The 20,927-nt window shown below is 42.1% G+C and carries 21 protein-coding genes; 3 read left to right on the top strand and 18 right to left on the bottom strand.

Annotated elements, in window-relative coordinates:
- Positions 1 to 87 precede the first annotated feature (87 nt).
- The 3 genes from vrrA (at position 88) to JOD17_RS13785 (ending at position 2,719) form a co-directional block, all read left to right on the top strand.
- Entirely contained in the window at positions 88 to 618 is a 531-nt protein-coding gene (gene vrrA, locus JOD17_RS13775; RefSeq protein ID WP_204698449.1) for a VrrA/YqfQ family protein, read from the top strand.
- A 75-nt stretch (positions 619 to 693) separates the two neighbouring features.
- The gene (locus JOD17_RS13780; protein WP_204698451.1) at positions 694 to 1,653 is read left to right on the top strand and encodes a 4-hydroxy-3-methylbut-2-enyl diphosphate reductase; all 960 of its coding nucleotides are present in this window, start codon (positions 694 to 696) and stop codon (positions 1,651 to 1,653) included.
- A gap of 82 nt (positions 1,654 to 1,735) precedes the next feature.
- Positions 1,736 to 2,719, top strand: a complete 984-nt coding sequence (locus JOD17_RS13785) for a VOC family protein (protein WP_204698452.1) — start codon at positions 1,736 to 1,738, stop codon at positions 2,717 to 2,719.
- Between the two features lie 47 nt (positions 2,720 to 2,766).
- On the opposite strand, the gene JOD17_RS13790 is transcribed toward JOD17_RS13785, so the two are convergent.
- The 18 genes from JOD17_RS13790 to yqfD all read right to left on the bottom strand — a co-directional run bounded on the left by JOD17_RS13790 (position 2,767) and on the right by yqfD (position 20,922).
- The gene (locus JOD17_RS13790) at positions 2,767 to 3,882 is read right to left on the bottom strand and encodes a Nif3-like dinuclear metal center hexameric protein (protein ID WP_204698453.1); all 1,116 of its coding nucleotides are present in this window, start codon (positions 3,880 to 3,882) and stop codon (positions 2,767 to 2,769) included.
- The gene (locus JOD17_RS13795; RefSeq protein WP_204698454.1) at positions 3,854 to 4,606 is read right to left on the bottom strand and encodes a tRNA (adenine(22)-N(1))-methyltransferase; all 753 of its coding nucleotides are present in this window, start codon (positions 4,604 to 4,606) and stop codon (positions 3,854 to 3,856) included. Before JOD17_RS13795 ends, JOD17_RS13790 begins: the two co-directional genes overlap by 29 nt.
- Before the next feature lie 75 nt (positions 4,607 to 4,681).
- On the bottom strand, positions 4,682 to 5,023 hold the full coding sequence (locus JOD17_RS13800) for a c-type cytochrome (RefSeq protein WP_204698455.1): 342 nt from the start codon (positions 5,021 to 5,023) through the stop codon (positions 4,682 to 4,684).
- A 212-nt stretch (positions 5,024 to 5,235) separates the two neighbouring features.
- Positions 5,236 to 6,348: an RNA polymerase sigma factor RpoD gene (rpoD, locus tag JOD17_RS13805; protein WP_042413484.1), complete on the bottom strand. Its 1,113-nt coding sequence runs from the start codon at positions 6,346 to 6,348 to the stop codon at positions 5,236 to 5,238.
- Positions 6,349 to 6,403: 55 nt separating this feature from the next.
- Positions 6,404 to 8,260: a DNA primase gene (gene dnaG, locus JOD17_RS13810; protein WP_204698456.1), complete on the bottom strand. Its 1,857-nt coding sequence runs from the start codon at positions 8,258 to 8,260 to the stop codon at positions 6,404 to 6,406.
- A gap of 346 nt (positions 8,261 to 8,606) precedes the next feature.
- Complete coding sequence (locus JOD17_RS13815; protein WP_042359482.1) at positions 8,607 to 9,419, bottom strand: pyruvate, water dikinase regulatory protein; 813 nt, start codon at positions 9,417 to 9,419, stop codon at positions 8,607 to 8,609.
- Complete coding sequence (gene ccpN, locus JOD17_RS13820; protein ID WP_042413476.1) at positions 9,412 to 10,065, bottom strand: transcriptional regulator CcpN; 654 nt, start codon at positions 10,063 to 10,065, stop codon at positions 9,412 to 9,414. Before ccpN ends, JOD17_RS13815 begins: the two co-directional genes overlap by 8 nt.
- A gap of 34 nt (positions 10,066 to 10,099) precedes the next feature.
- Entirely contained in the window at positions 10,100 to 12,178 is a 2,079-nt protein-coding gene (gene glyS / locus JOD17_RS13825) for a glycine--tRNA ligase subunit beta (protein WP_204698457.1), read from the bottom strand.
- 2 nt (positions 12,179 to 12,180) lie between these two features.
- A complete protein-coding gene (gene glyQ, locus JOD17_RS13830) occupies positions 12,181 to 13,068 on the bottom strand; it encodes a glycine--tRNA ligase subunit alpha (protein WP_042359481.1) in 888 nt (295 codons plus the stop codon).
- A 295-nt stretch (positions 13,069 to 13,363) separates the two neighbouring features.
- Positions 13,364 to 14,122 carry a DNA repair protein RecO gene (recO, locus tag JOD17_RS13835; RefSeq protein WP_204698459.1) on the bottom strand — a complete coding sequence of 253 codons (759 nt, stop codon included), beginning with the start codon at positions 14,120 to 14,122 and terminating at the stop codon, positions 13,364 to 13,366.
- Between the two features lie 22 nt (positions 14,123 to 14,144).
- The gene (locus tag JOD17_RS13840) at positions 14,145 to 14,273 is read right to left on the bottom strand and encodes a YqzL family protein (RefSeq protein WP_081831508.1); all 129 of its coding nucleotides are present in this window, start codon (positions 14,271 to 14,273) and stop codon (positions 14,145 to 14,147) included.
- Between the two features lie 204 nt (positions 14,274 to 14,477).
- Positions 14,478 to 15,383 (bottom strand): GTPase Era, encoded by a 906-nt coding sequence (gene era, locus JOD17_RS13845; RefSeq protein ID WP_042359479.1) that lies wholly within the window; start codon positions 15,381 to 15,383, stop codon positions 14,478 to 14,480.
- Positions 15,370 to 15,771, bottom strand: a complete 402-nt coding sequence (locus JOD17_RS13850; protein WP_204698461.1) for a cytidine deaminase — start codon at positions 15,769 to 15,771, stop codon at positions 15,370 to 15,372. The genes era and JOD17_RS13850 overlap by 14 nt, the downstream gene beginning before the upstream one ends.
- 14 nt (positions 15,772 to 15,785) lie before the next feature.
- Positions 15,786 to 16,178, bottom strand: coding sequence for a diacylglycerol kinase family protein (locus tag JOD17_RS13855; RefSeq protein WP_204698462.1), 393 nt, complete (start codon positions 16,176 to 16,178; stop codon positions 15,786 to 15,788).
- Positions 16,156 to 16,614 (bottom strand): rRNA maturation RNase YbeY, encoded by a 459-nt coding sequence (gene ybeY, locus JOD17_RS13860; RefSeq protein ID WP_042413471.1) that lies wholly within the window; start codon positions 16,612 to 16,614, stop codon positions 16,156 to 16,158. The genes JOD17_RS13855 and ybeY overlap by 23 nt, the downstream gene beginning before the upstream one ends.
- Positions 16,607 to 18,745: an HD family phosphohydrolase gene (locus tag JOD17_RS13865; RefSeq protein ID WP_338028800.1), complete on the bottom strand. Its 2,139-nt coding sequence runs from the start codon at positions 18,743 to 18,745 to the stop codon at positions 16,607 to 16,609. The genes ybeY and JOD17_RS13865 overlap by 8 nt, the downstream gene beginning before the upstream one ends.
- Positions 18,746 to 18,766: 21 nt before the next feature.
- Entirely contained in the window at positions 18,767 to 19,735 is a 969-nt protein-coding gene (locus tag JOD17_RS13870) for a PhoH family protein (RefSeq protein ID WP_204698464.1), read from the bottom strand.
- Positions 19,736 to 19,740: 5 nt separating this feature from the next.
- Entirely contained in the window at positions 19,741 to 20,922 is a 1,182-nt protein-coding gene (gene yqfD, locus JOD17_RS13875) for a sporulation protein YqfD (RefSeq protein WP_204698466.1), read from the bottom strand.
- Positions 20,923 to 20,927 lie beyond the last annotated feature (5 nt).

The following is a 20,927-nucleotide window of genomic DNA, read 5'->3' on the forward strand; positions in this document are numbered from 1 at the left end:
AGAATAGCATGCCCCAAAGAAGAACCGACGCCTCTTCGTTGCATATCCTAACTGAAGATAACTCTGTAATGAAAGGGGCTTATAAAAATGTATGGATATCCTCCCATGCCTTTGCCTATGGGACCACCGATGAGTGCTTTAGCTGCACGCTCGGCGCTACCTATGGCAAGTGCATTTCCGTTTGCCGGAGGAGCCGCTCCCGCTGCAATGGGTGGCGCCTTGTCTTCTGGACTTGGAGGGTCAGCACTCGCCTCAGGTGGTGGCGCTTTAGCTTCAATTAGTCGCTTTATGCCAATTATTCAAGGTGGCGCCAAATGGATCCCTGTTATTCGACGATACGGTCCGATGGTGCGTCAAATTCCTGGTGTCGTTCGTCAAGTAAATCAGATGCGAAGAAATTCACGACAATCTCCCTTAGCAAACAATGAACAAGAATTAATGATTGAAGAGTCGCAGCAATTTGAACCACCATTACAAGACGATCGAATAGAGAGTGAGCACACTCAATTTGTAGACTCGCATGAACACGTAAATGAGACTTCTGACATTGATTTGTCACAAACACGTGCCAATCAGTGGTATACCGGTGATGATCCTCCTCCAAAACTGTACATTTAGCAGTCAGTTTCCTTTTCAATCTCTCCATCTACCTGTATAATTACATGTAGCCTAAAAGCATTGGAGGACTTGGCGATGGAAGTTATGAAAATCACCCCGAGAGGGTACTGCTACGGTGTTGTAGACGCTATGGTTATTGCTCGCCAAGCAGCAAATGATGAAAGTTTACCAAGACCAATCTATATTCTTGGCATGATCGTTCACAATCAACACGTAACGGATGCCTTTGAGGAAGAAGGGGTCATCTCTTTAGATGGGCCAAACCGTCTTGAAATATTAAAGCAAGTCGATACAGGCACTGTGATCTTTACAGCTCACGGCGTTTCACCAGAAGTTCGCAAACTTGCTGACGAAAAAGGGTTAACGACCATTGATGCGACGTGTCCTGACGTTACCGTTACCCACGACTTAATCCTTGAGAAAAAAGCGCTTGAATACGATATCGTCTATATCGGAAAGCGCGGTCATCCAGAACCTGAAGGTGCAATTGGTGTCGCTCCAGAACACGTACACCTCATTGAAACGTTAGAAGACGTTGAGAACCTTGCACTTACACGAGGCAATGTGATCATCACAAACCAGACGACAATGAGTCAATGGGATGTTAAGAACATCATGGAACGTACGTTAGAGAAGTACCCACATGCAGAAGTTCACAATGAGATTTGTCTTGCAACACAAGTGAGACAAGAAGCTGTCGGTGATCAAGCGAAAGACGCTGATCTTCTTATCGTTGTTGGTGATCCGATGAGTAACAACTCAAACCGACTTGCTCAAGTATCAAAAGACATTGCAGAAACGAATGCTTATCGTATTGCTGACATTAGCGAATTAAAGCTTGAATGGTTAGAAGGCGTGAACAAAGTCGCTGTTACTGCAGGGGCTTCTACCCCAACAGGTATTGCGCGTGAAGTTGTTCTCTTTTTAGACCAATACGATCCTAACGATGAATCGACGTGGACGAGAGAACGTAAGATTTCTGGTGCGAAGATTTTACCACCATTACGTAAAAACATGAAATCTAGAGCACGATAAAAGGCGAGTCTTCTGACTTGCTTTTTTTTATTCAATTTGTTAGTTTATAATTAAACTGATAACCTGAAAGGTGTGATTAGACGTGAATTCTCTTAAAGGCGTCCACCATGTTACAGCAATAACGAGCAGTGCTGAGAAAAACTATGAGTTTTTTACGTATACACTCGGAATGCGACTCGTAAAAAAAACCGTCAATCAAGACGATATTCAAACGTATCACCTATTCTTTGCTGACGATCGTGGTCAAGCAGGAACGGATATGACATTCTTTGATTTCCCTGGAATTCCTAAAGGACAACACGGAAACGATGAGATTTACAAAACTTCTTTTCGCGTTCCGAGCGACGATGCTTTACTCTATTGGGAAAAACGGTTCACTCGCTTAGGTGTCGAGCATAAAGCAATCACACAACAATTTGGTAAACGAGTGCTTGACTTCACTGACTTTGACGGGCAGTTGTATCAACTCATCTCGGACGAGAACAACGAAGGCGTTTTAAGTGGTACTCCTTGGCAAGAAGGTCCGATTCCATTAGAGTACGCAATTACAGGACTTGGGCCTGTTCATATACGAACGTCACAAAAAGAAGGCATGGGCGCATTTCTAGAGCAAGTGCTTCAATTCAGTGAAGTAAAAGAAGAATCTCCACACACGTTATTTGAAGTCGGTGAAGGTGGAAACGGCGCACAAGTGATCGTTGAACACAATACTGTATTACCTTCTGGAAGACAAGGATATGGGACTGTACACCACGCGGCCTTTCGCGTTGAAGATCAAACCGTCTTAAAAGAATGGATCGACCGTCTCAACAACCATAAAATTCCAAACTCAGGCTTTGTTGATCGACACTTCTTCGCTTCCCTATATGCTCGTGTCACACAAGGCATTTTATTTGAACTTGCTACAGACGGTCCCGGTTTTATGGGCGATGAGCCATACGAAACACTTGGTGAAAAACTGTCCTTACCTCCTTTCTTAGAGCCGAAACGAGAAAGTATTGAACAGTCCGTACGTCACATCGATACGACTCGAAGCACGATCACGTTTGAAAAAGAATACGAATAACGAAAAACACCCCAGTTGTCCTTTTTAGACATAACCGGGGTGATTTTTTATAGAAATGAAAAGGGATCCGTATTCAGTTTAGAATCAATCACTTCAATCACTAGTCCACGCTTCTCTGCTTCGTTTTGAATTACTTCTAGAAGCCCACGCTTCATCACTTCTTCGACATGGTGACCAGGATCAACGAGTGCAAGCCCTTCGATCTGAGCATCTTGTGCGTTATGGAACTTTAAATCTCCAGTCACGTACACATCTGCTCCTTTTTGTTTGGCATTCTTCCAATAGTTGTTGCCATCGCCGCCTAGTACAGCGACCGTTTCTATCGGTTGGTCCAACTCGCCAACATAACGAAGTCCATCTATCTTAAACGTTTCTTTCATCTCTCCGAGAAATTGTTTCAGTGTCGTTTGTTCACGTAGCTTGCCAATTCGACCTAAACCGAGCGATTTGCCATCAAGTGCCAATGGATAAAGATCGTAGGCAACTTCTTCATACGGATGAGCACGATGAAGAGCTTGAATGACAGCTTGATGTAACGGCTCAGGAACGATCGTTTCAATTCGCTCTTCATCTACTTTCGTCTTTACACCTTGTTGTCCAATGTGCGGGTTTGTCTCATCGCCTGGTAAAAAGGAGCCTGTCCCTGCGGCAGAGAATGAACAATGGGAATAGTTGCCGATATGACCAGCGCCAGCATCACCAATCGCGTCCCGCACCTTCTCTGCATCTTCACTCGGCACAAACGCTACGAGCTTGTATAGCTTTTCACTTTCCGTTGGTACAAGTACCTCTGTGTCTTCAATTCCTAACTTTTCTGCTAACCAATCGTTCACGCCACCTTCAGCGATATCAAGGTTCGTATGAGCTGAATAAACACTAATGTTATTCGTTAAACATTTGTGCACAATCTTTCCTTTAGGTGCGTTCACATCGATGGCTTGTAAAGGGACAAATAGAAGTGGATGATGAGCGACAATCATGTTCACTCCGTTTTCTACTGCCTCATCGACGACTTGCTCGGTCACATCAAGCGTAGTCATCACTCGTGTAACGACTGCATTGGCATCCCCAACCGTAAGCCCTATAGGATCTCCATCAACAGCCAATGACTTTGGCGCAAAGCCTTCGACGATGTTAATGACCTCTTGTACTGTTGCTGACATTCGGAATGACCTCCTCAATTTGATCGATTTGCTTTTGAATTCTTACGTAAGCTTCGTTGCTATTTAAATCTTGATGGTTCGCAATCGCAATTTGCTCTTTAATTCGTTGTAAATGCGCGTATTCATTGTGCCATTTTTGCATAAACGCATCTGACTGCTCTTTCATTAACAACGGTCCAAAACGCATCGCTAACGTTTCGTCTACACCTTCGTAAGGATCAACGACTGCTTCATCGTTACTCACTGCAACGATTACTTCATAGAAGTGTTCACCTTCTTGAATCATCGTTTCATTTTGAAGCTTGTAACCGTGATTATGCAACCATGATCGAACGAGCTCTGCTGCAACGTTCGCTTGTAATATTAACGTCTTAGCATTAAATAAGTGCCGCTTTCCTTTAGTTAGAATGTCACAGATCAGACCACCACCCATACCAGCGATCGTAATCACATCTACCTCATCACTTTCTTTAATCGTCGTTAAACCATTACCATGTCGTACTTCAATCAGTTCTGTTAACTGATGATTGCTTACATTTCGAAGTGCATTTTGGAATGGTCCACCATTTACATCACTTGCTACTGCTTTTTTTATCAATCCGTCAAGAGCTAATGCAACAGGCAGTTGCGCGTGATCGGTTCCGATATCTGCAACTGTCGTATTTCTCGGAGTGTTCAAGGCAATAAAACGTAAACGCTCAGATAGCTGTTCAACGTGCATCATGTTTGTACCCTCTTTCCCTGACGAAAAAACGCCAATCATAGAAAAAGGAGCCTTACAGGGCTCCTTTTTTCATTGTTATTGATTTGCAACGTACTCAGCTACAGCTTCAGCTTCTTCACCAGTTACTAAATCTGCAGGCATCATTCCTGGTCCTTCTTCAATCGCTTGAAGTACTGCTTCTGAATCCATACCAGCGATTGGTGGTGCAGAACCTCCAGCTCCATTATCGCCGTGACAGCTTAGACAGTTATCTTCAAACAATGCATCAGCCATCTCGACTGGATCGCCAGATCCTGAATCTCCATTATCATCAGCATCGTCGCCACCAGCACCTAAACCGATGAACGAAAACGTAATGATTAACAAGATACCAACCCCCGCAATAATAGCGAATGGTATTAATGGTTGTCCCTTCACGAGCCTTCCTCCTCAAACATAACTTTATGTATACGTAGAAAAACGATTCGGTTTTTATTTTATACGAAAACTAGATGAAAGAAAAGTCTTCCGCCGTTTGTTTTCGTAAATTGTCATTTTTACTTTGACGTAATTTGCATTTCGATTGAAAGCTCGGTAATATGAAAAAAACGGGTTGCAGTATTAGGAGTGCAACCCGCATAACGAACTTTCTACTCCATAAAGTCTTTCAAACGCTTACTACGACTAGGATGACGCAACTTACGCAAGGCCTTCGCTTCAATTTGACGAATTCGCTCACGTGTTACGCCGAACACTTTACCTACTTCTTCAAGTGTACGCGTACGACCGTCATCTAGACCGAAGCGTAGACGCAGTACGTTCTCTTCACGGTCAGTAAGTGTATCTAGGACGTCTTCAAGTTGCTCTTTAAGAAGCTCATAAGCTGCAGCATCAGATGGTGCTAGCGCTTCTTGGTCTTCAATAAAGTCACCAAGATGAGAATCATCTTCTTCACCAATTGGTGTTTCTAATGACACTGGCTCTTGTGCAATCTTTAAGATCTCACGCACTTTATCTGGTGTAAGGTCCATTTCCTCAGATACTTCTTCTGGAGTTGGTTCGCGTCCAAGATCTTGCAACAATTGACGTTGCACACGGATCAACTTGTTAATTGTTTCTACCATGTGAACTGGGATTCGGATTGTACGCGCCTGGTCAGCAATCGCACGCGTAATCGCTTGACGAATCCACCAAGTTGCATACGTACTGAACTTAAACCCTTTATTATAGTCAAACTTCTCTACCGCTTTAATAAGACCCATATTACCTTCTTGAATGAGATCAAGGAATAACATTCCTCGCCCTACATAACGTTTGGCAATGGAAACGACGAGACGCAAGTTTGCTTCTGCTAGACGACGCTTTGCTTCTTCATCATCTTCTTCAATCCGCTTGGCAAGATTGATTTCTTCCTCTGCAGAAAGCAATGGAACACGTCCAATTTCTTTAAGGTACATACGAACAGGGTCGTTAATCTTAATACCTGGTGGTACACTTAAATCATTTAGATCAAGATCTGTCTCTTTTGCCACTTGATCCATACTAGGGACTTCTTCGCCTTCGTTGAGCAAATCGACACCTTGCTCACCAAGATACTCAAAAAATTCATCCATTTGGTCTGAGTCTTGATCATACGGTGCTAATTTCTCGGTAACCTCGGTGTAGGATAGTACACCACGTTTCTTTCCAATTTCAACGAGCTGCTCTTTGACTTGATCGATCGACAATTCACCTTCAGCTAAGCGAGATGGTTTCTCTGCCATTCGATCTCCCTCCTTCCAATTCCAAACGAAAACACTTAACAAAAATGCGTGTATTTTAGCGTACTCTCGTACGCTTAAATGGGAGTTTGCTCCCGAATTTCTTCTTAAGAGCAATCAATTGATTCCCAATTTGTACCGCGGCTTCTATATCTTTTCGTTGTTCAGCATTCTTAAGTTCTTGTTCTTTTCCTTCTATTTCTACCCAAGTTGGATAGTTCTTAACCAAGTTGATATAATCTTCAAAGGCTTCTTTGGTCATTTCTACACTTGGCTCAAAAACAATTTCTGTTGCAATTCTTGCCAAGTCAGGGTCTTTTACATACATAACAAACTCATTACCGCCTTCTTGACGACCTTCTGCATAATAGGCATACAGATAAGCCGCGATGGCTGCGTACTGATCAACATTGAAGTTACCACCGATTGCTTCTTCAACCGCTTGCGCCCATTCCTCTTCTTCAATCATCGCTTTTAATAACATGCGTTCTGCGTTATGAAACGCAGGCATTAACCCGGTTTCGGGCTTAGGCTTCGATTTCATTGGAGCTGGTCGCTGCTCAGTCGTTACAGATCGATTCTGATGGTTGCTCCGTTCGTGAACGTGTTGTTTCCTGGAAAGATCATTTAATTCAGTGTGCAACGCCTCCATCGAAAGGTTAAATTCAAAAGAAAGCTCCTTTAAATAATATTCTCGATCAATGGCACTTTCGATGTCTAAAAGTATCTCTAATACCTGTTCGATATATAAGCGTTGTTCTCCTTCTCGCTGTAAGTTTTTCTCACGTCTTAACGATTGGATTTTAAACGACGTTACCGATTGAGAACGTTCGTAGACGAGTGTTCGAAATGCTTCATGACCTTGTGTCTGAATATATTCATCAGGATCGCTACCATCTGGAATTGGACAAATTAAAACGTTGCAACCGACGCTCTGTAAGCTTTGTGCGTTCTTAAAAGCCGCCTCGCGCCCGGCATGATCACCGTCATAACAGAGAACGACGTTCTCTGTTAACTTGCGAATCAATTTCGCTTGCCGCGTCGTAAGCGATGTCCCAAGCGCTGCCATGCCGTGATCAACACCTGCCATCCAGGCAGAAATCACATCCATGCAACCTTCAAACAATACGAGTTGATCTTTCTTTCGAACCGTTTGTTTCGCCAAATGAAACCCGTATAAGATTTCATTTTTCTTGAACAGTTCGGTTTCAGGGCTATTTAAATACTTCGGCTTCGATTCTTTGTGAAGCGTTCGCCCATTAAAGCCAATAACTCGACCTTGAAGGTCATGCAAAGGAAACATTACCCGGTTGTGAAAACGATCATACGCTTTTCGTCCGTCTTCAGGAAACTGTAACAGTCCACCAGATTCTAGTGACTGAACATCAAACTCACGCTTTTCGAGTAACGTTGTAAGTGACGAACGTTCATTTGGCGCGTAACCAATTTGGAAATGAAGTAACGCTTGTTCAGTAAGACCACGGTTTTCCATATATTGAAAAGCATTGCGACCTTGTTCTGTATTCATAAACAAATGGTGATAAAACCGGGCAGCTAACTCATGAGCGCGCCTAAGCGGATCATGAACGTCCGAACTATCTTCATCTGTAGCCACTTCAGATACATCAACATTTGTCATTTCAGCTAGGCGGATAATGGCATCACGAAAAGACAGCTTTTCGTAATCTGTCATAAATGAAATGACATTCCCAGCCGCCCCACAACCAAAACAATAATACAGCTGTCGATCTTTTGATACTGAAAAAGAAGGTGTGTTCTCACCGTGGAAAGGACATAGTCCGACGTAACGCCCTTGCCCTTGCTTCTTCAGTTGAACGACTTCACCAATTACATCGACGATCTCCGCTCGTTCACGAACTTCTTGGATGAGCGATTCCGGTATTGGATGAGACAATCAACGATCACCACCACATCGTTCGATTTTATTGTTTGGCACATCAAAAAATGAATAAAGTTTGCAAATAAGTTCTGACAATAATAGCTAAGGGTGACGATCGCTAACTCGTATTCTTTACCCAAACTTGCCTACATTGCAAACCAATTCTACAAAAACTGCATTATACCTCTATAAAAAACGTCTATTCGTTAAAAAATATAATAGACGTCACTTCTACGCATTACACTATTATAATTGAATTTTATTTCGTTGACTATACTTGTCTAAAAAAAAGCTCGAATTTCGTCGATTTCAAGTGAAAAGATGCGGAAAGTGAATGGTTCGTTTCCGCATCGATTTTATTTTAAGCTTTAAAGTAGCTCGAAATGATATTGGCAGTTTCTTCAACTGCTTTATTAGATACATCGATGACACGACATCCGATGCGTTCCATAATCGCTTCTGAATACTCTAATTCACTCTTAATTCGCTCTAAGCTTGCATAGTTCGCTTCTGCCTTTAAGCCAAGTGACTTTAAGCGTTCTGAACGAATCTCAATGAGTTTTTCCGGTGAAATCTTCAAGCCGATACATTTTTCAGGTGAAATCTTAAAAAGTTCTTCAGGGGGATCGAGTTCTGGTACGATCGGTACGTTGGCCACTTTTAATCGTTTATGTGCAAGGTATTGGGATAACGGCGTTTTCGAAGTTCTTGACACCCCGATTAAGACGATATCTGCATGCAATACACCACGTGGATCACGACCATCATCATACTTCACGGCAAACTCAATCGCCTCGACCTTTTGAAAATAATCTTCATCTAAACGATAGACGAGACCTGGCTCATACTTTGGCTGCAACTGAAGCAACGTCGTTAATTTGTCAAGGATCGGACCGAGTAAATCAACCGCTTCTACTTTCTCACGTTCTGCAGACATTTGCATGTACGCTTTAATCTCAGGAACGACGAGCGTGTACGCAATCATTGCGCCTACATCTTTTGCAAGTGAGATTACTTCATTGATGGTTGCCTCATCTTCAACATAAGGAATTCTCCGAACTTCAATTGACGTCTCTCCAAATTGACTCGCAGCCGCTCGAATGACTAATTCCGCAGTCTCTCCCACAGAATCTGAGACAACATAAACGATCGGGTGCGCCTGAAATTTAGTCATATTTCTCCTCCTTTAGCGGCAGATCTCGATTCACTAGATCCACGAGAAGCTTGGTCGTCGTCGTTTTTGTAATACGGCCGATGACTTCAAACTCCCTAGGACTTTTACGATTAACGACCGGCAAGGCATCGATTTGTTTTTCAATGAGTCGCTTACATACTTCAATCATTAAATCATCTTTATAACAAACTGTTATATTAGGCATTCTCGTCATAATAATGCTTACTGGCATCGATTCTAATTCTTGATTACCAAGACTTGCTCGAAGTAAGTCTTTTCTAGAAAGCACTCCTGCAAGGTTTGACTTCGCATCTAACACAAAAATGGTCCCAACGTCTTCAAGGAACATCGTGCTAATGGCATCATAAACCGAATCTGACTCCTTAACGACGACTGGAATGGATTGATAATCTTTTACACGGATATTTTTTAGCTGTTCTAAAGGGATTTCCGCACCAGCTTTACCTGTGTAGTAATAACCGACACGAGGTCTTGCCCCAAGAAACCCGACCATCGTTAAAATGGCTAAGTCTGGACGTAATGTAGCACGGGTAAGCGACAACTTCTCAGCGATTTTCTCACCAGTAATCGGACCTTCTTGCTTTACAATTTCTAGTATCTTTTCTTGTCGACTCGTCAATTCGATGGCTCATCACCGCCTTTACCGCTTAGTGTATTCATCAAGAAGGTAAAACGAGGGCTTGGAACTGCGCAAAGCGACTGATCTCCAATGAGAGAACTTGCATTTGTGCTAAACGATTCTGCTTCAATTGATCATTGTCGCTCATAACCATAATACCTTCAAAGTAACGGTGAATGACTGGTGCAAGTTTTTCTAGTTCTTCAAATGAACTTGATACTTCACCATTCAAAAGCTTCACGCTGAGTGCATCTTTCAATGAAACGTAAGCATCGTACAGTTCTCGTTCCTCGTCTTTTTCAAACAAAGCAACTTGAACATCGGCTGGTCCTTCTTGCTTCTTTGCAATGTTATTCACACGGCTTAATGCTTCAGTTACGTCTTTAAGACGCTTTGTGTGATGAAGCTCTTGTAATACGTCAGCTTTATCAAATAGTACATCAATTCGTCCGAATGGCGATACGAGAATCGCTTCAATAATATCGTAAGAAATGCCTCGCTCCTCTAGTGCTGCTTTAAAGCGAAGTTTGAAAAACTCATCCAAGTCATCCTTTAACGACTCGGTTTCTGATGGATATGCAGCTGCATTAGAAATCTCAATTGCATAATCACGTAACGCTTCGTACGTAAAGGAAAGCTTAAAGTGGCGTGTTACGTTAACAATTGCCGCTGCTTGCCTTCTTAAACCGTAAGGATCTTGTGAACCCGTTGGTTTGAGTCCAATTGCGAACGAACTCGTAATCGTATCAAGCTTATCAGATACACTAACTAGCGCACTTTCAACGGCTGTTGGCAAGTCATCACCGACAAATCGTGGCAAATAATGCTCTCGAATTGCCGTTGTTACCTTTTCATTTTCCCCAAGTCGATTTGCATAATCACTACCCATTAAGCCTTGCAACTCTGGAAATTCATCAACCATATTCGTAGATAGGTCGATCTTTAAAAATTCAGCAGCACGTGCCGCGTTTGATGACACATCGCCACTTTCACTAATTGCACTTGATAACTTCTCAACCAACTGCTTCGTGCGTTCACTTTTCTCTTTGATCGTTCCAATTTTCTCGTGTTCAACAATAACGTCCATACGGGAAACTAACGTGTCAAGAGAGTGCTTTTGATCTTCTTTGTAGAAAAACACACCATCTGAAAGTCGTGCACGTAGCACTTTTTCGTTGCCTCGGCGAATATTCTCCAGATGACGATGATCCCCATTACGAACAGTAATAAAGTAAGGCAACAACTCACCTGCTTGACTGTGTACTGCAAAATAACGTTGATGCTCACGCATTGATGTAATTAACACTTCATCCGGAAGCTGCAAAAACTCCTCAGAGAATGAGCCAAACAATGCTGTTGGGTATTCAACTAGGTTCGTGACTTCTTGTAGTAAGCCTTCCTCAACATCAACGTTCCAATTGTGCTCTTCTTCTAGTAAGCCGATCTGTTGACGAATTGCATCTTGGCGCTTCGTTGGGTCAACGATCACATACTCGCTCAAAAGTTTTTCTTCGAACTCATCGGCGTGCAAAACGTCAATTGTTTCTCCTAAAAAGCGGTGTCCTCTCGTCGTTCTTCCAGCTTTAATGCCTGCAACACTGCCATCAACGACCGCATCCCCATACAATGCAACGAGCCAATGAATTGGTCGTACATATCTCGTTTTATTTGAGCCCCAACGCATGCTTTTAGGGAATGGAATGTTTAAAAACAACGGAAATGTTTCTTTTAACAAATCAATCGTTTTTACACCACTTACTTTTTTCACCGCATACACGTACGTGCCTTGTTCTGTTTCTTCTACTGTAAGGTCATCAACGTCTAAGCCTTTTCCTTTAGCAAAGCCAATTGCAGCTTTCGTCCACTCACCGTTTTCGTCTTTAGCAATGGATACTGCAGGACCTCTAGACTTTTCAACTGCATCTGGTTGCTCTTCTGCTAAATTGGAAACGGTAACGCCAAAACGCCTCGGAGTCGAGAAGCCTTGTAACTGATCGTAATCTAAGCGATTTTCTTTTAGCCAAGTTCGAATGTTTGCTTCAAATGTATTCTGTGCGAGATCAACAAGTTGTGCTGGTATTTCTTCAACACCTAATTCAAGTACTAATGCCTTACCCATCGTTACGCTTCCCCCTTTTTCTCTGCTTTTAGTAGTGGGAATCCTAAACGTTCACGTTCAGCATAATGAATGGATGCACATTTTCTAGCAAGGTTTCTCACTCTTCGAATGTATCCCGTTCGTTCTGTTACTGAAATTGCACCACCTGCATCAAGCAGGTTAAACGTATGTGAACACTTTAAAATATAGTCATAAGCCGGGAAGACGAGGTTTTTATCGAGTGCAATCCCTGCTTCTTTTTCGTACGTCACAAACAACTTCTGAAGCATATCATGATCGGCCACTTCAAACGTGTACGTCGAATGCTCAAATTCTGGTTGATAGAAGATATCACGATACGTATAGCCTGCTTCCCATTCTAGATCAAACACATTTTCTTTGTCTTGAATGTAAGAGCAGAGTCGTTCTAAACCGTACGTTAATTCAACCGCGACTGGATCCGCATCAAGCCCACCTACTTGCTGGAAGTACGTGAATTGCGTAATCTCCATTCCGTCAAGCCAAACTTCCCAACCAAGACCCCATGCATTTAGCGTGGCATCTTCCCAATTGTCTTCAACAAACCGAATATCATGTTCTAAAGGATCAATGCCAAGTGCCTTTAAGCTTTCAAGATACAACTCTTGAATGTTTGGAGGCGATGGTTTCATAATGACTTGAAATTGATGATGCTGATACAGACGATTTGGGTTGTCTCCGTATCTGCCGTCTGATGGTCTTCTTGAAGGCTCGACATACGCCGCATTCCACGGTTCTGGCCCTATGCTTCGTAAAAATGTCATTGGGTTCATCGTTCCTGCGCCTTTTTCTACATCGTACGGTTGCATAATAAAACAGTTTTGTTCAGCCCAAAACGATTGTAATTTAAGAATGACTTGTTGAACATTCATGTGTTTAATCCCTACCCTTTCTTCATCTACGTAAAAGCAAAAAACGCCCCTAGCTCATTTTTGAGCTAGGGACGATTAATAACCGCGGTTCCACCCTAATTGTGCAAATCGCACCACTTAAGTTCTATTCACTCAAAAGTTCCTTCCACAGTTATCGTTACGTGGCTTGCACTTTCCCACACTCGCTAAAAACGACAAGTCTCTGTGTACTCCTCTTTCTCATCGTGAATTATGTAGTTAGTCGTAAAAGTTATCATACATAAAAAATTAAAGACTGTCAACTCTAAAGAGCAAGCTACTTAGGTAGATCAGGGTTCCAATTCACCCATTGATCTAAGAAACGTTTCGTTTTTAAATTTAATCCAGCATACGACTCATAATAGCCGTCGATCACTGTCTTTAACGCAATCTTATTCTGGTCGTTTAATGCGAGTTGACCGAGTTGGTCTGGCTTTACGTAATATAACATTCGTAACAACTTGACTTGTTTATCATCCAGTGAATAACGATACGGATCAATCTCTATGCAATGATGACATAGAAATCCAGCTTCTCGAACTGAAAACGAAAACACACCTGACGTTCTGCCACAGTTTACACAAGCGTCTAATTGTGGGCGTATGCCTAACAAATGCGTCATCTTCAGTTCAAATAACATCTTAATTACGTCAAGGTCATCACCGTCTCTTAATCGACCGAGCATCGATAAGATAAGAGAAAACGTAGCTGGACTTGGCACGTGTTCTTCTGTCGCTGCATCGAGCAACTCGAGTAAATACGCAGCATAAGCCCCTTTATCCAAATTCTCACGCAAATGACGGAACGAATGTAACATTTCTCCTTGTGACAACGTGCTCATGCTTTGCCGATAATAAAACGTAAAATATGCATGTGCATAAGGTTGAGCAATTGCAGCAAATTGGCTCTTTGGTTTCTTTGCGCCTTTCGCCATTAAAGCAATTTTGCCACGCTCTTTCGTGTACACTTTTACAATGATATGGGACTCGCCATATGGAATAGTCCGTATGACGATCCCTTCGCTTTTGTCTAACATGTCGTCGCTTCTTCCTCAGTAATCATTCACTATCTTGTTCTTCTATTTCGTGTAGACTTTCTTCCCCATCATCAACGCATTCATTTTCTTTATGCAATAGGTACGAATCCAAATTCCCGGTTAAAGAAAATAACTTCCAATAACTCAACATAAGAAAGCACCCCTTTTAAAGTAACATATGTTTAGAATGAGCATAAGTGCAATTCTTCATAAGTAGTAATACTTGGGTTATTACCCGCTATCTGACGTTCATAATCGTTATGTTGACTATAAGTTGTCCAACGAAAAAAAACAATGGCTTCGAGTAGATCACCATTGTTTCGAGTAAATCTTATTGTTTTTGCACGACATTTACTTATTCTCGATTCGAATAGCCTTGTTCATTCAAAAATCGCGCTTTGTTTCGCCAATCTTTTTGCACTTTAACCCATAGTTCTAGAAACACGTCTGTTCCAAGTAATTTGCGAATATCCTTTCGCGCTTCTTGTCCGACTTGTTTTAACATCGCCCCACGTTTTCCGATGACAATTCCTTTTTGAGAATTCCGCTCAACAACAATCGTTGCTTGTACATATGTTTTGCGATCAGGGCGTTCCTTCACTTGATCAATGACAACCGCAACACTGTGAGGGATTTCATCACGAGTATGATAAAGCACCTTCTCACGAATAAGCTCAGCAATAATAAACCGTTCAGGGTGGTCTGTGATTTGCTCATCAGGATAATATTGCGGCCCCTCTGGCATGTACTTTACGAGATTCTCCACTAAGACAGGAACATTTTGCCCTTCTAACGCTGAGATTGGAATGATCTCTTTGAAATCATAATGATGACGATATTCTTCAATTCGCTCAAGCAATTGCTCTGGGTGGACTTTATCGATTTTGTTCATTACGAGAAACACTGGTGTCTGAATCTTTTTAAGCGATTCAAGGATAAACTCTTCGCCTTTTCCAAATGGTTCGGCAACATCGATAAAGAACAAGACGACGTCAACTTCTTTTAACGTGTCTAGCGCTTGATTGACCATAAACTCACCGAGCTTATGTTTTGGCTTATGAACGCCTGGTGTATCTAGAAATACGAGCTGTTCGTTTTCTGTCGTGTAAACCGCTTGGATTTTATTACGTGTCGTTTGGGGTTTATCGCTCATAATCGCAATCTTTTGGCCGATAACTTGATTTAATAATGTCGACTTCCCTGCATTCGGTCTACCGATTAATGAGACAAATCCCGATTTAAATTGATTATTTTTGTTCATCCATATCTCCTGCTTCAAATGCACCTGGCAATAATTGTTGGATCGTAACCGAGCGCTTCTCTCCGTTTACGTTGGCGAGAATAACCTCTCCATCTTGGTCCATAAATTCAGCAATCACTTGACGACAAGCTCCGCACGGCGAAACTGGTCCTTTCGTATCTGCTGTTACATAAAGTTTTTTGATTTTCCGATGCCCTTCTGACATCGCTTTAAAAATGGCCGTTCTTTCGGCACAATTCGTCAATCCGTAAGACGCATTTTCAATGTTACACCCGCTGTATAACGTACCATCTTCCGTCTCAAGGCTTGCACCTACTTGAAATGTGGAATAAGGGACATATGCGTGTGTTCGAGCATTTTCTGCTAATTGTTGTAATTGGTTCGTCAATGTATGCTCCTCCTCTATGAGATCCATTGCAATAGTGGTTCAAAAAATATAATTATACCAACAACGACAGCAATCATACTAAAGATAAGGACCGCTGATGCTGCCACATCTTTTGCGATTCCTGCAAGTGGATGAAAGTCACTCGACACGAGGTCAACGATTCGTTCAATTGCCGTATTGACCATTTCAAGAGCAATCACTCCACCGATGACGATCATTAAAATCGCCCATCTTAATGGTGATAATTCGACCATGAGGCCGAACACAATAATCAAAAGCGATACGCCTAAGTGGATTTGCATGTTCTGTTCATGACGAAGTACATAGTATAATCCTTGAAAGGCGTATACAAAAGAATGTAGTAACCTGCGAAAGCCTTTACGTTTACGCTTCTCTCCCCAACCCATAAGCGCTTAACAGTTCCTCCTGCAACGTAAACATTTCACGTTCTTCTTCTTCATCCATATGGTCATATCCGAGTAAATGCAATAGACCGTGCACGCTTAAGAACGCTAGTTCACGCTCAATTGAATGCTCATATTCTTCAGCCTGTTCTTTCATTCGTTCTACACAAATAACGATATCTCCAAGTACATGCTCGTCTCCTGGCATTTGTTCATCGTCATTCAATGCAAACGACAATACGTCTGTAACCGCATCTTTATTCCGGTAGTCACGATTTAGTTCTTGGATTCGATCTTCATGCACGAACACCAAGGAACATTCCGTCGTTTCATCAAGCTCAAGATGCTTATACGAGAACAAGATTACATTTTTGACGAGCTCTATTCGTTCGTCAGTTAACGTATTTGTTTCATCAATCACATCAATGTTTTCACTCATTTTCCTTTACTTCTCCTTGCTCATCGTCTGGATATTCAATTCTAGAATGAAACGTCCCTTTCAACGTTTCACACATTGAATCTGCGACAGTCGCTAACTCTTTTAATGTAATATCACATTCGTTAAATTGCTGGTCAACAAGACGATCACGAATGATCGCATCGACGAGGTTCCGAATTTTCTCTTCTGTTGGATTAGGCATTGAACGGACTGCAGCTTCAACGCTATCTGCAATTCCGATAATCGCCGATTCTTTAAATTGTGCCCGTGGTCCAGGATATCGATACTCTGACTCTACAGGTTCTTTGCCTTGTTCTTTCGCCTTATAGTAGAAGAACTTCAATAAAGTTGTACCGTGATGTTCCTTTGCGATATCAACAATCTCTTTCGGGAAGTTGTGTTTTTCAAGGATCGCTGCCCCGTCATACGGATGATCAATAATAATTTGCTTGCTTCGCTCTGGCGGTAATCGATCGTGCGGATTCTCAATTTGCATTTGGTTTTCAATAAAGTACATCGGATTTTTCGTTTTACCTAAGTCGTGATAATAAGCACCTACACGAGCAAGCAGACCATTTGCACCAATTGCTTCAGATGCCGCTTCAGAAAGGTTAGCAACCATTACACTATGGTGATACGTTCCCGGAGCTTCAAGCAAAATCTTCCGAAGTAGCGGTTGGTTTGCATTCGTTAATTCAATGAGTTTCGTTTTCGATAATATATTAAAGCCTGTTTCAAAAAACGGCAAGAGGCCTAGAGACAAAATTGCTGATAAAAAGCCAGAGAGCACTGCAAAGCTTACTTCATTGCCGTACGTTTGAAAAACAACTTGCTGATTGTTCAGCATGTGGAGCAACGTAACCGCTAAACCGTTAATTAACGCAACAAAGATCCCTGCTTGGAGCACTTTTGAGATCCGCGGTTGCTTACCGATAAAAAACACACCCGCAAATCCGCTTAATATCGCGTAAATTAAGAATGAAGAATGGAACGAACTTGCCGCTGCATGACTAAAAATAATACTACCAGTAATCGCAAACAACGTTGCAGAAAAGAGCGCGACACGGTAATTAATCAATTGTGCAAGCAACATCGGTCCAAGTGCCATCGGCGTTAACCACATGACGCCTGTTAGGTCGAATTGAATGATTAAGCTTTGCAAATTCATGATTACGAGCATCACGACAAATACAATAACATACAAAAGCAAATATTTATTACTGTTATGAATCGGAGCACTCGTTTGCATCATGTACAATTGCAACAAAAGTAAAAGAAGACCTACAAAGATTAACAACCCTATGTATGGATACAAAGACGTACTATCATCAAGAAGCCCAACGAGTCGCATTTGTTCATAAGCTTCCGGACCAATGACTTCTCCTTCTTGCGCAAGAAGTTGCCCTTCTCGAATCAACACTGGGTCGACTTCACTAACCGCCAGTTCGACTTGCTCGTTTGTCGCTTCATCATCATAAATATAATTCGCGGTTACAAGAGACGTCGTTATCTCAGACACAGCACTTTGCATTCGACTGCTTGTAATAGAACGGGACACCCGCTCTTCTGCTTCTTCACGCGCCGTCGGAACTTGATCAACAGAAATGCCATCGTTCATAACTTCAAAGATCGCATTTCTAGCCACATCTCTTGCTGTTCTTAACTCTTGATTTGAAGATGTTAAAAGCGTCTCAATCGTTGCGCTAGAAATGGATTGATCTACATTTTCACTTAGTGCATCTTGCATATATTCGACTTGTTCATCGGTACTAGGAGGCTCGTCAGCTTCTTCAGATTCTTCTTCCATCTCTGATTGAAGTGTGATTGCCAAATCAAAGATTGCATTCACTTTATCTGTTTGCGTTGTTGCATAATGCGTTTGAAGTGTATAGACAGGATCGATCGTCGCGACAGCTTCTCGCCTTCGTTCTGCTGTTTGTTCTTCGTGTTCAATTGTAATAGGAGAACGGATGTCTTGTGGAGCTGGTTCAGACAATGAGATGTCCAATTGCTCAGGTACAACATTGTTAAATGTTGATACGTAAAGAAGAACCCCGAGTAACAGAAACAACCCTAGTCGAATGTAACGATTGTTAAGAGCAGTCTGCTTTTTGTTGGATTTCTGTGACACGGCGATTCTCCTCCATTCGCCCTATAGTGACGATTCTTCGTTCGTGTCATAGGCTTCAAGAATCCGCTTAACGAGTGTATGACGAACGACGTCAGCACCTTCGAGGTAAATAAAGCTAATTCCATTCACATGACCAAGAATGTCTTTCGCAATTCCTAAACCAGATTTCTTACCTTTTGGTAAATCAATTTGAGTAAGGTCGCCGTTAACGATCATTTTTGAACCAAAGCCTAGACGCGTGAGGAACATCTTCATCTGCTCAGGGGTCGTATTTTGAGCTTCATCTAAGATCACAAACGCATCATCCAACGTACGACCACGCATATAAGCAAGAGGTGCAACTTCAATCGTCCCTCTTTCCATTAACCTTGCCGTATGCTCTGTACCAAAAATGTCATGAAGCGCATCATAAAGCGGGCGTAAATATGGATCAACTTTCTCTTTCAAGTCACCAGGTAAAAATCCTAAGTTCTCACCCGCTTCAACGGCTGGTCTCGTTAAAACGATGCGTTCTACTTGTCCAGCTTTCAAGGCACTTACAGCCATAACGACTGCCAAATACGTTTTCCCAGTACCCGCAGGACCGATACCAAAGATTAGGTCGTGGTTACGAATCGCACGAACATACTTTTGTTGTCCGAGTGTTTTCACAACGATCGGTTTGCCTTTTGCATTAATCGCAATCGTTTCCTGATACATGTGGTTTAACTTATCGAGCTGCTTATCTTCGTCCAACTGCAATGCATAAATTACATCCCGCTCACTAATGAGCGTACCTTGTCGAAGCAGTGACAGCAGCTTTAAAAAGACGCGTTCAATCCGATTGATATATTCTTCCTTGCCAGTCACAACGAGCGCTTCGCCCCTAGTAACAATGGAAACGCCAAGAAGCTCTTCTGCCCGTTTAAGATGTGTGTCATTCGGACCGAACAAAGTTTGCAATTCTGTGGAATCTTCTACGTGCAAATCAATGACTTTTCGTTCTGTCAAATTACTCAATCTCCTTGTTGTATAGGCGCAACTTGTACAATATTTTCAACGACTTGATAATGTATGGATAGCTTAACTTTACCATTGTCTGTTTGTGTCTGTAAAATATTTTCAGCGATGATCTTCGCATCGTTGTCCAATTGTTGCTCTAGATGATTCTTCCCAATTGATACCGCATGCTCAATCGCTTCTTCTTCACTGTACTCAATTGTCATCGTGTCTCGTTGTTCATACGTCGTTTTTTCGATCGGTAATGGAACAGTTACAAATCCGAGTGGTAACGTTAACTGATCGGTCTCTCTATGGAATTGCTCATATTCCACTTCAGCATCTTTGTTCCAAAACACAAATGAATAATCGTTCCATGTAAACGTGTATTGATTTTTCGTTTCACCTGTTGATGCAGTGCCGCTTAATTGAAGAGGAGCTTCTACTGTTCCTTGATACCACGTCTCAGCCATCACTTCACCCTTTGCAGCAATTGCAGTTTCTTCTCCTTCTCTTCCGATCAATCCAGATACGAGCAATTCTCCTTTTTGAACGACGTCATTGCTCTTTACGACGGCACGACCATTTTCGACATACATCTGTTGAATAACACCATTTTTATTCGCAATTAAATGACGAGGGGGAAGCTGTTCTTGTTCTTCAGCAAGATGTTGTTCAACGACTCTGAATTGATACTTTGTCCCAATCTTTTCAACACCAATCCAAGTAGCGCCAGGCACTTCCTCTGTTACACGTTGTTGAATGTCTGCTTCTGGAGCTAATCGCCATTGAGGCTGTCCGATTCTTAAGCCTTCTTGTTCAGCCCACTCACGAACGTCTTGTTCAACGAGAGGAGAAGCCCCCTCAATATCAACCTTCCACACGAGCTGTGAAAGCAAACCTAGCGCAACACAAAAAGCAACAATTCCAATGATGAACCCAAATCGCTTCTTACTCCGCTCTTTGATCAAGTACATGCCATCTCTCTCTAAAAAACGAATAACGAGTCCACGTTTACGTGCGATTTTTCTTAACTTTCTTACGTCTTCGATTAGAATAACTGCGCGTACGCTTGTCATGCTCGTCCTTTCAACATTCATAAATTGAATGTTTTGAGACGTACATGCGTTAATAAACGATTCAACTCCCTCTCCTTCAACCGTCGTAACAACCGTGCCGAGCCACGTTTTTTTGCTCATGATCA

It is taken from the genome of Geomicrobium sediminis, from assembly GCF_016908595.1.
Lineage (GTDB): Bacteria > Bacillota > Bacilli > Bacillales > Marinococcaceae > Geomicrobium_A > Geomicrobium_A sediminis.

What these genes read in the sequence shown, in the direction of transcription:
- vrrA (WP_204698449.1), top strand. Translation starts at nt 88, where the DNA reads ATGTATGGATATCCTCCCATGCCTTTGCCTATGGGACCACCGATGAGT.
- glyS (WP_204698457.1), bottom strand. Translation starts at nt 12,178, where the DNA reads ATGGGTAAGGCATTAGTACTTGAATTAGGTGTTGAAGAAATACCAGCA.
- JOD17_RS13855 (WP_204698462.1), bottom strand. Translation starts at nt 16,178, where the DNA reads ATGGGTTGGGGAGAGAAGCGTAAACGTAAAGGCTTTCGCAGGTTACTA.
- era (WP_042359479.1), bottom strand. Translation starts at nt 15,383, where the DNA reads ATGAACAAAAATAATCAATTTAAATCGGGATTTGTCTCATTAATCGGT.
- JOD17_RS13795 (WP_204698454.1), bottom strand. Translation starts at nt 4,606, where the DNA reads ATGATGCACGTTGAACAGCTATCTGAGCGTTTACGTTTTATTGCCTTG.
- recO (WP_204698459.1), bottom strand. Translation starts at nt 14,122, where the DNA reads ATGTTAGACAAAAGCGAAGGGATCGTCATACGGACTATTCCATATGGC.
- rpoD (WP_042413484.1), bottom strand. Translation starts at nt 6,348, where the DNA reads ATGGCAGAGAAACCATCTCGCTTAGCTGAAGGTGAATTGTCGATCGAT.
- JOD17_RS13840 (WP_081831508.1), bottom strand. Translation starts at nt 14,273, where the DNA reads ATGTTGAGTTATTGGAAGTTATTTTCTTTAACCGGGAATTTGGATTCG.
- glyQ (WP_042359481.1), bottom strand. Translation starts at nt 13,068, where the DNA reads ATGAATGTTCAACAAGTCATTCTTAAATTACAATCGTTTTGGGCTGAA.
- ybeY (WP_042413471.1), bottom strand. Translation starts at nt 16,614, where the DNA reads ATGAGTGAAAACATTGATGTGATTGATGAAACAAATACGTTAACTGAC.
- yqfD (WP_204698466.1), bottom strand. Translation starts at nt 20,922, where the DNA reads ATGAGCAAAAAAACGTGGCTCGGCACGGTTGTTACGACGGTTGAAGGA.
- JOD17_RS13780 (WP_204698451.1), top strand. Translation starts at nt 694, where the DNA reads ATGGAAGTTATGAAAATCACCCCGAGAGGGTACTGCTACGGTGTTGTA.
- JOD17_RS13790 (WP_204698453.1), bottom strand. Translation starts at nt 3,882, where the DNA reads ATGTCAGCAACAGTACAAGAGGTCATTAACATCGTCGAAGGCTTTGCG.
- JOD17_RS13815 (WP_042359482.1), bottom strand. Translation starts at nt 9,419, where the DNA reads ATGACTAAATTTCAGGCGCACCCGATCGTTTATGTTGTCTCAGATTCT.